Source organism: Frankia sp. CeRuru1, assembly GCF_977966315.1.
Genome location: NZ_CDWWEW010000265.1, coordinates 1 through 7048, shown reverse-complemented (window position 1 = coordinate 7048; position 7048 = coordinate 1). Strand labels below are relative to the sequence as shown.

At 72.8% G+C, this 7048-nt stretch carries 9 protein-coding genes; all 9 read right to left on the bottom strand.

The features are described from left to right. Positions 1-13: 13 nt before the first annotated feature. Entirely contained in the window at positions 14-757 is a 744-nt protein-coding gene (ruvA, locus tag AC08OP_RS17380) for a Holliday junction branch migration protein RuvA (protein ID WP_476615152.1), read from the bottom strand. Beyond that, positions 757-1272 (bottom strand): crossover junction endodeoxyribonuclease RuvC, encoded by a 516-nt coding sequence (gene ruvC, locus AC08OP_RS17375; RefSeq protein ID WP_462185993.1) that lies wholly within the window; start codon positions 1270-1272, stop codon positions 757-759. Before ruvC ends, ruvA begins: the two co-directional genes overlap by 1 nt. 103 nt (positions 1273-1375) lie before the next feature. Beyond that, positions 1376-2131 carry a YebC/PmpR family DNA-binding transcriptional regulator gene (locus AC08OP_RS17370; protein ID WP_462203079.1) on the bottom strand — a complete coding sequence of 252 codons (756 nt, stop codon included), beginning with the start codon at positions 2129-2131 and terminating at the stop codon, positions 1376-1378. A gap of 22 nt (positions 2132-2153) precedes the next feature. Then, entirely contained in the window at positions 2154-2753 is a 600-nt protein-coding gene (gene pdxT, locus AC08OP_RS17365; protein WP_462188109.1) for a pyridoxal 5'-phosphate synthase glutaminase subunit PdxT, read from the bottom strand. Beyond that, positions 2750-3682, bottom strand: a complete 933-nt coding sequence (gene pdxS, locus AC08OP_RS17360) for a pyridoxal 5'-phosphate synthase lyase subunit PdxS (RefSeq protein WP_476592782.1) — start codon at positions 3680-3682, stop codon at positions 2750-2752. The genes pdxT and pdxS overlap by 4 nt, the downstream gene beginning before the upstream one ends. A 148-nt stretch (positions 3683-3830) precedes the next feature. Continuing rightward, a complete protein-coding gene (locus AC08OP_RS17355; protein WP_476615151.1) occupies positions 3831-4385 on the bottom strand; it encodes a LemA family protein in 555 nt (184 codons plus the stop codon). 70 nt (positions 4386-4455) lie between these two features. Further along, the gene (locus tag AC08OP_RS17350) at positions 4456-5622 is read right to left on the bottom strand and encodes a glycosyltransferase family 4 protein (protein WP_476615150.1); all 1167 of its coding nucleotides are present in this window, start codon (positions 5620-5622) and stop codon (positions 4456-4458) included. Positions 5623-5629: 7 nt separating this feature from the next. Next, positions 5630-6508, bottom strand: a complete 879-nt coding sequence (locus AC08OP_RS17345; protein ID WP_476615149.1) for a phosphatidylinositol mannoside acyltransferase — start codon at positions 6506-6508, stop codon at positions 5630-5632. Positions 6509-6543: 35 nt separating this feature from the next. Beyond that, positions 6544-7048 (bottom strand): CDP-alcohol phosphatidyltransferase family protein (locus AC08OP_RS17340; protein WP_476615148.1); only part of this gene is annotated, 505 nt, incomplete at its 5' end.

Here is a 7048-nt window from a genome sequence, read left to right as displayed (position 1 = left end):
GTCATAACGGCCCTCACCTGCGTAGCACGGCGAGGCTCGCGCGCAGCAGTGCTGCGGCGTCGGGCGGGGCGCCGCCGGTTCCCGCGCCGGCCCCGGCCCGGGAACCCGGGGCACCTTCCTTGCCCGGGACGTCTCCCTCGCCCGGGAGGGCACGCTCGCCACCCGCAGCGGCGCCCTCGCCGGCGGGCGCGGCCAGGACCACGAGCGCCCGGGACACGGCGTCGTCGGCCTCACGACCCGAGTAGCCCAGGCCCACCAGCGCCTCCCGCACGGTCGCCGCGACCCCGACGGCATCGGCCGGCACCGGTTCCGGTCCCGGCGTCGGGCGCGGGCCGGGCAGCGGCGCACCACCACTCGGCGGACCGAGCCGGTCCCGCAGGTCCAGGACGATGCGCTGCGCACCCTTGCGCCCGATACCGGGGACCTTCGTCAGCACCGCGAGATCCTCCTCGGCAACGGCGCGGCGCACCGTGTCGGGATCGTGCACTCCGAGCACGGCCTGGGCGAGCTTGGGCCCGACCCCGGCCGCGCTCTGCAGGATCTCGAAAACGTCGCGCGCATCGGCGTCGGCGAAGCCGTAGAGGGTCAGCTCGGTCTCGCGCACGATCAGGGTGGTGGCGAGGGAGGCGGGCTCCCCCACCCGCAGCCGCGACAGCGTCGACGGCGAGCAGTGGACAAGCAGGCCCACCCCGCCGACCTCGATGACGGCGGACAGCGGGGTCAGCGCGGTGACCGTGCCGGCCAACGACGCGATCATCAGGTGGATCCGCCCGGCGCGGCGGAACGGAACCGGGCCAGCGCCGGCCCGCGCCACAGGTGGCAGAGCGCCAACGCGAGGGCGTCCGCCGCATCGGCCGGGCGTGGCGCCTCGGTCAGCCCGAGCAACCTGGTGATCATAAAACTGACCTGCGCCTTATCCGCCCGGCCGCTGCCGGTCACCGCGGCCTTCACCTCACTGGGCGTGTAGAGACCCACCGGCAGGCCCCGCCGGGCGGCCAGCATGATGGCGACCGCCCCGGCCTGCGCGGTACCCATCACGGTACGCATGTTCGCCTGGCTGAAGACCTTCTCAACCGCGACCGCCTCCGGACGGGTGCGATCAAGCCAGGCGTCGATGCCGTCGGACACGGCGCACAACCGTTCGGCGACCTCGGCGGTGGCGGGGGTGCGCACCACCCCCACCTCGACCAGGCGGGCCCGGACACCGAGGCCACCGTCGACGACCCCCAGGCCACACCGGGTCAGTCCGGGATCGACCCCCAGCACCCGCATCCACCCTCCCGACCGCACGTTCACAAGAACATTCGTTCGATTCTAGGGACGGCGACGCAACCGGACATCCACGACACGCCCAACAGATCGCCTGAGAAGACGATCAGCTGCCGACTAGCTCCATCACGTCGTCGGAGATGTCGGCATTGAACCAGACGTTCTGGACGTCATCGAGATCCTCAACCGCCTCGATGAGCTTAAGGACCTTGGCGGCGGGTTCGGCCTCCAGCGGCACGCTCACGCTCGGCAGCCAGGAGATGTCCGCGGAGGTGACCGCCAGGCCGGCGCCGGTGGCGGCCACCCGCACGGCGTGCAGATCGGTCGCCTCGGAGACCACCTCGAAGGCCTCCCCGACGTCGTTGACCTCCTCCGCGCCGGCGTCGAGCACGGCGAGCAGTACGTCGTCCTCGGTGAGGCCGGCGGTCTTCTCGATAAGCACGACACCCTTGCGGTTGAACAGGTACGACACCGACCCCGGGTCGGCCACCGTGCCGCCGTTACGGGTGATCGCCACCCGGACATCCGACGCCGCCCGGTTACGGTTGTCGGTCAGGCACTCCACGAGGATCGCCACCCCGCCCGGGCCGTACGCCTCATAGGTGATGTCCTCGTAGTTCACCCCACCGGCGAGCTCGCCGGAACCCCGCTTGACGGCCCGTTCGATGTTGTCGTTCGGCACGGACTGCGACTTCGCCTTGGCGATGGCGTCGGCGAGGGTCGGATTGCCCGCGGGGTCTCCGCCGCCCGTCTTGGCCGCCACCTCGACCGTCTTGATCAGTTTGGCGAACAGTTTGCCCCGGCGGGCATCGATGACCGCCTTCTTGTGCTTGGTGGTCGCCCACTTGGAGTGGCCGCTCATGACCTGCCTCTCTTGCGCCCGATCATCGACCGGACCCGGACGATCGGACGCTGTCGACGAATAGCCGGTGCACCCGGGCATCACCGGTCAGCTCCGGATGGAACGCGGTGGCCAGCAGCGGCCCCTGGCGGACCGCCACCGGCGCCTCGGCGACACGGGCCAGGACCTCGACCGCGTCTCCTGCCTTTTCTACCCATGGTGCCCGGATAAAGACCGCGTGCACAGGTGGCCCCGCCACCCCGACGACCTCGAGGTGTGCCTCGAACGAGTCCACCTGCCGGCCGAAGGCGTTACGCCGGACGACGATGTCCAGTCCGCCGATCAGTGGTTGATCCGGCCGGCCGCCCACGACGTCCCGCGCAAGCAGGATCATGCCAGCACACGAACCGAACACGGGCAACCCCGCGGCCACCGCCGCCCGCAACGGCTCCAACAGCTCGAACACGCGCAGCAACCGGCCGATCGTGGTGGATTCACCCCCGGGCAGGACGAGCCCGTCGACCTCGGCAAGCTCCACCGCGTGGCGCACCGCCACCGGCCGCGCGCCGGCCTCGGTGAGCGCCCGGGCATGCTCGCGCACATCCCCCTGCAACGCGAGGATGCCGATCCGCGGGCCACTCACCAGCCGCGGTCGGCGTAGCGGGCTTCCGGGGGAAGCTCGGTGACGTTGATGCCCACCATCGCCTCGCCGAGGCCCCGGGAGACCTTCACCAGAACGTCGGGGTCCTTGAACATGGTGGTCGCCTCGACGATGGCCCGGGCGCGGCGCGCCGGGTCCCCGGACTTGAAGATCCCGGACCCGACGAACACCCCGTCCGCGCCGAGCTGCATCATCAGCGCCGCGTCCGCCGGAGTGGCGATACCGCCGGCGGTGAACAGCACGACGGGCAGCCGGCCGAGCCGGGCCACCTCGGCGACCAGCTCGACCGGGGCGCGCAGCTCCTTGGCCGCCGCGTAGAGCTCCTCGGCGGGCAGCCCCGACAGCCGGGCGATCTCCGCCCGGATGGTACGCATGTGCACCACGGCGTTGGACACCTCGCCGGTGCCCGCCTCACCCTTGGAGCGGATCATCGCCGCGCCCTCGGCGACCCGGCGCAGTGCCTCCCCCAGGTTGGTGGCCCCGCAGACGAACGGCACCGTGAAGCGCCACTTGTCGATGTGGTGGTGCGGGTCGGCGGGCGTGAGGACCTCGGACTCGTCGACGTAGTCCACCCCGAGCGCCTGCAGCACCTGTGCCTCGACGAAATGCCCGATCCGGGCCTTGGCCATGACCGGGATGGAGACCGCCTCGATGATCTCCAAGATCATGTCGGGGTCACTCATCCGCGCCACCCCACCCTGCGCCCGGATGTCGGCGGGAACCCGCTCCAGCGCCATCACCGCGACGGCGCCGGCGTCCTCGGCGATGCGGGCCTGCTCGGCGGTGACCACATCCATGATCACGCCGCCCTTGAGCATCTCCGCCATGCCGCGCTTGACGCGGGCGGTACCGGCCTGCCGGGCGGAGTCGATCGCCGGGCCGGCGGCGGGGGCAGTCTGGCCCTCGGGCATGATGTGCCGTCTCTTTTCGCTGGGTCGGGTCGCCAGGGCCGCGGGGTACCGGCATGTCTGGCACCCGCATGCCGGTACCCCGCCGGATGGTTCCCGTGCGGGTGGGTCGGTTTTCCATGGTACGGCGATCTCGCGACCGGCCGAGCCGTCAGGAGGCCAGCCCCGGCAGGTCATCGCGAGGGACGCCCTCGCCGCGGATCGGCAGGGCGTCGTCGATCTCGAAGTAGCCGGGGGGCGACCGGCGGCCGGCCAGGTGCGCCATCCGCACCACGCGCCGGCCGGCGAGTGCCCGCAGGTCGCGGACCGCGTCGTTGTGGAACTGCCGGGCGAGCGCGACCCGGGCCGCGCAGGAGTCGACCGCATGCAGCTCGGCGGGGTGGTGCTGGCCGGCCGCGGCGACCTCGGCGGACCGTAACGCCCGGCTCAGGGCATTCTCGCTCTGCTCGAGGGCGGCGTCCAACGCCCCCCCGGCGAGCAGGCCTGGATAGGCCGTTCGGGCCCGGGCCACGCTCTCACCCAGCTCGGCCAGCTCACACCGCAGGGCCAGTTCGCGCGCGGCGTCAGCGCGGGCGACCAGGTGCGCCACCAGCCCGCCGCGGGCGTCCGCGACCCGGGCCGCGAGTCGGTCGAGCCGAGTGGCCAGCCAGGTCAGATAGGTCGCGATCGCCACCACCAGGGCGACCACCACCACGACGACGGTCATCCCGCGCAGCGTAACCAACGGCCGAATGTGACGTGGCTCTGGTACCGGGGCAGGTCAGTTACCGGGCAGGTCAGTCCCCACTCCTCGCGTCGCCCCGGACCGGCGGCTGCGTCGCCGTCGCGACCGACACCCGTATGTCCCCGGCGACCATCTGGTACACCCCGACGATCCGCTCGGCGATGACCCGCCAGTCGTAGGCGGCGACGACGGCGCGACCGCGTTCCACCAGCCGCGCGGCGCCGGCGGGATCACGTAGCACCTGGGCCAGGGTCGCGGCCAGCCGCGCGGGATCGCCGACGTCGAACAGCCTGCCGGCGCGCCCGTCATCGAGGACCCGGCGGAAGGCGTCGATGTCGCTGGCCACCACCGGGGTCCCGGTCGCCATCGCCTCGAGCAGCACGATCCCGAAGCTCTCCTGACCGGTATTCGGGGCGCAGTAGACCTGCCCGGAGGCGAAGACCCGGGGCTTGTCGGCGTCGGAGACCATGCCGACGAGGCCGACCCGCGAGCGCAGGGCGGGCTCCAGCCGGGCCCGCACCGCCGCCCCGTCACCGGGCCCCGCCACCAGCAGCCGGACACCGTCGATCTCGGCGGCGAGCGCCGGCAGGGCGGCTAGCAGCACGTCAAGGCCCTTGCGCGGCTCGTCGATGCGCCCGAGGAACACGACGGTGGGCCGCCCGTCGTCGTAGCCGGGCAGGGGCCGGGCGCCGGCGAAGTTCTGCACCGCCACCCCGTTCGGGATCAGGACGGCGTCGGCGCCCAGATGCTCGACGAGGGTGCGCCGGGCCGCCTCGGAGACCGCGATCCGGGCCCGCAGCTTCTCGAACGACGGCTGCAGCGCGCCGTGGGCCGCGGTGAGGAACCGCGACCGGGGGTTGGCGGTGTGGAAGGTGGCGACGATCGGCCCGTCGGCCAGCATGCAGGCCAGGAGGCTGACGCTGGGCGCGGTCGGTTCATGGGCGTGCAGGACATCGAAGTCGTGCTCACGCAGCCAACGGCGGACCCGGGCGGCCGAGACCGGGCCCATCAGAAGCCGGGCGACGGAGCCGTTGTAGGGCAACGGTAACGCCCGGCCCGCGTCCACCGCGTAGGGCGGCAGGGTCCGTTCGTCGTCCACCGGGGTGATGACGGATACCTGGTGACCGGCGGCGATCAGGGTCTCGGCGAGGTCACGCACGTGCACCTGGACCCCGCCCGGTACGTCCCAGGCGTAGGGGCAGGCCAGACCGATCTTCACGGCGGCGTCATCCGTCGTCGCGCCAGATCCGCTGGAGCATGTGCCAGTCCGCGGGGTGCGCGGCGATGCCGGCGGCGAAGGCGTCCGCAAGGCCCTGCGTCATCGTCGGGATGTCGCTCGGCTCGACGGCGGGATGGATCCGCCCGCTCCACCCGTCATGGTCGAACCAGAGCGTGGCGGGCAGCAGCGTCGCCCCGGTGCGCAGCGCGAGCGCCGCGGGCCCGCCGGGCATGGTGGCCGTGGCGCCGAAGAAGCTCACCGGGATCCCACCGCGGGAGAGATCCCGGTCCGCGAGCAGGCAGAGCATCCCCCCGGCCAGCAGGCGCTCGGTGAGCAGGTCGAACGGGGGAGCCTGCCCGCCGGTCAGCGGGACGACCTCCATGCCGAGCTCCGAGCGGAAGGCCAGGAACCGCTCGAAGAGCGCCTCCGGCCGCAGGCGTTCGGCGACGGTCGTGAACGGCACGCCATTCGCCACCAGCCAGGCGCCCGCCTGCTCCCAGTTACCCATGTGCGGCAGCGCCACGATGGTCCCCTTCCCGCGGGCGTGCGCATCCCACAACCGATACTGGTCCAGCAGCCGCAGCCGGCCGACGACGCGGTCCAGACCGATCTCCCGGAGGCGGAACACCTCCAGCCAGTACCGCGCGTAGGAGCGCATCGCCGCCCGGGTCAACCGGTCCAGATCGGTTCCCGGCGGCGCCACTCGGGCGAGGTTCGACCGCAGCCGGCGCACCCCCCGCCCGTCGCGGCGGTAGGCCAGGTCGGCGCCGAACCGGAACGCCGCGGCGGCCACGGGGTGCGGGAGCAGCCGGACGCCGCGCCAGCCCAGCGTGTAGGCGAGGTCGGTGAACCGCCCGGCCGCCGTCGCCCGCACGCCCGCCGTCAACGCTCGGCCCTTCGTCGGATCGTCTCGATGACCGCTCAGCGGCCGTTGCGGCGGGGGCCGAAGGCGGTCGCGGCCCGGGACGCAGCCGTGGTCCGGGACGCAGTGGCCGGGGCCGCCCTTGACGTCGGCGGGGAGGGCGGGTCTCCCGCGCGGTACCACTGCCGGTAGACGTGGACGACCCGCTGGACGACCGTCAGCATGGTGGCACCGACAAGGAACCACAGCGCCGCGGGCAGGAGGTAGGGCACCCCGAGGCCGTACAGCCCGGCGGCGACCAGCAGGATCAGCAACCGCTCGCCCCGTTCGGCGAACCCCACGTCACAGGTGAAGCCGAGTCCCTCGGCGCGGGCCTTGACGTACGAGGTGATCAAGCCGGCGACCAGGCAGATCAGGGCCGCACCCGCCAACGGCAGGGAATCGCCGTCGCCGGCGTACCAGAGGACGAGCGATCCGAAGATCGCGCCGTCACCGACCCGGTCGGACGTGGAGTCGAGAAAGGCCCCCCACTTGGAGGAGATGCCGCGGGCGCGGGCGATGACC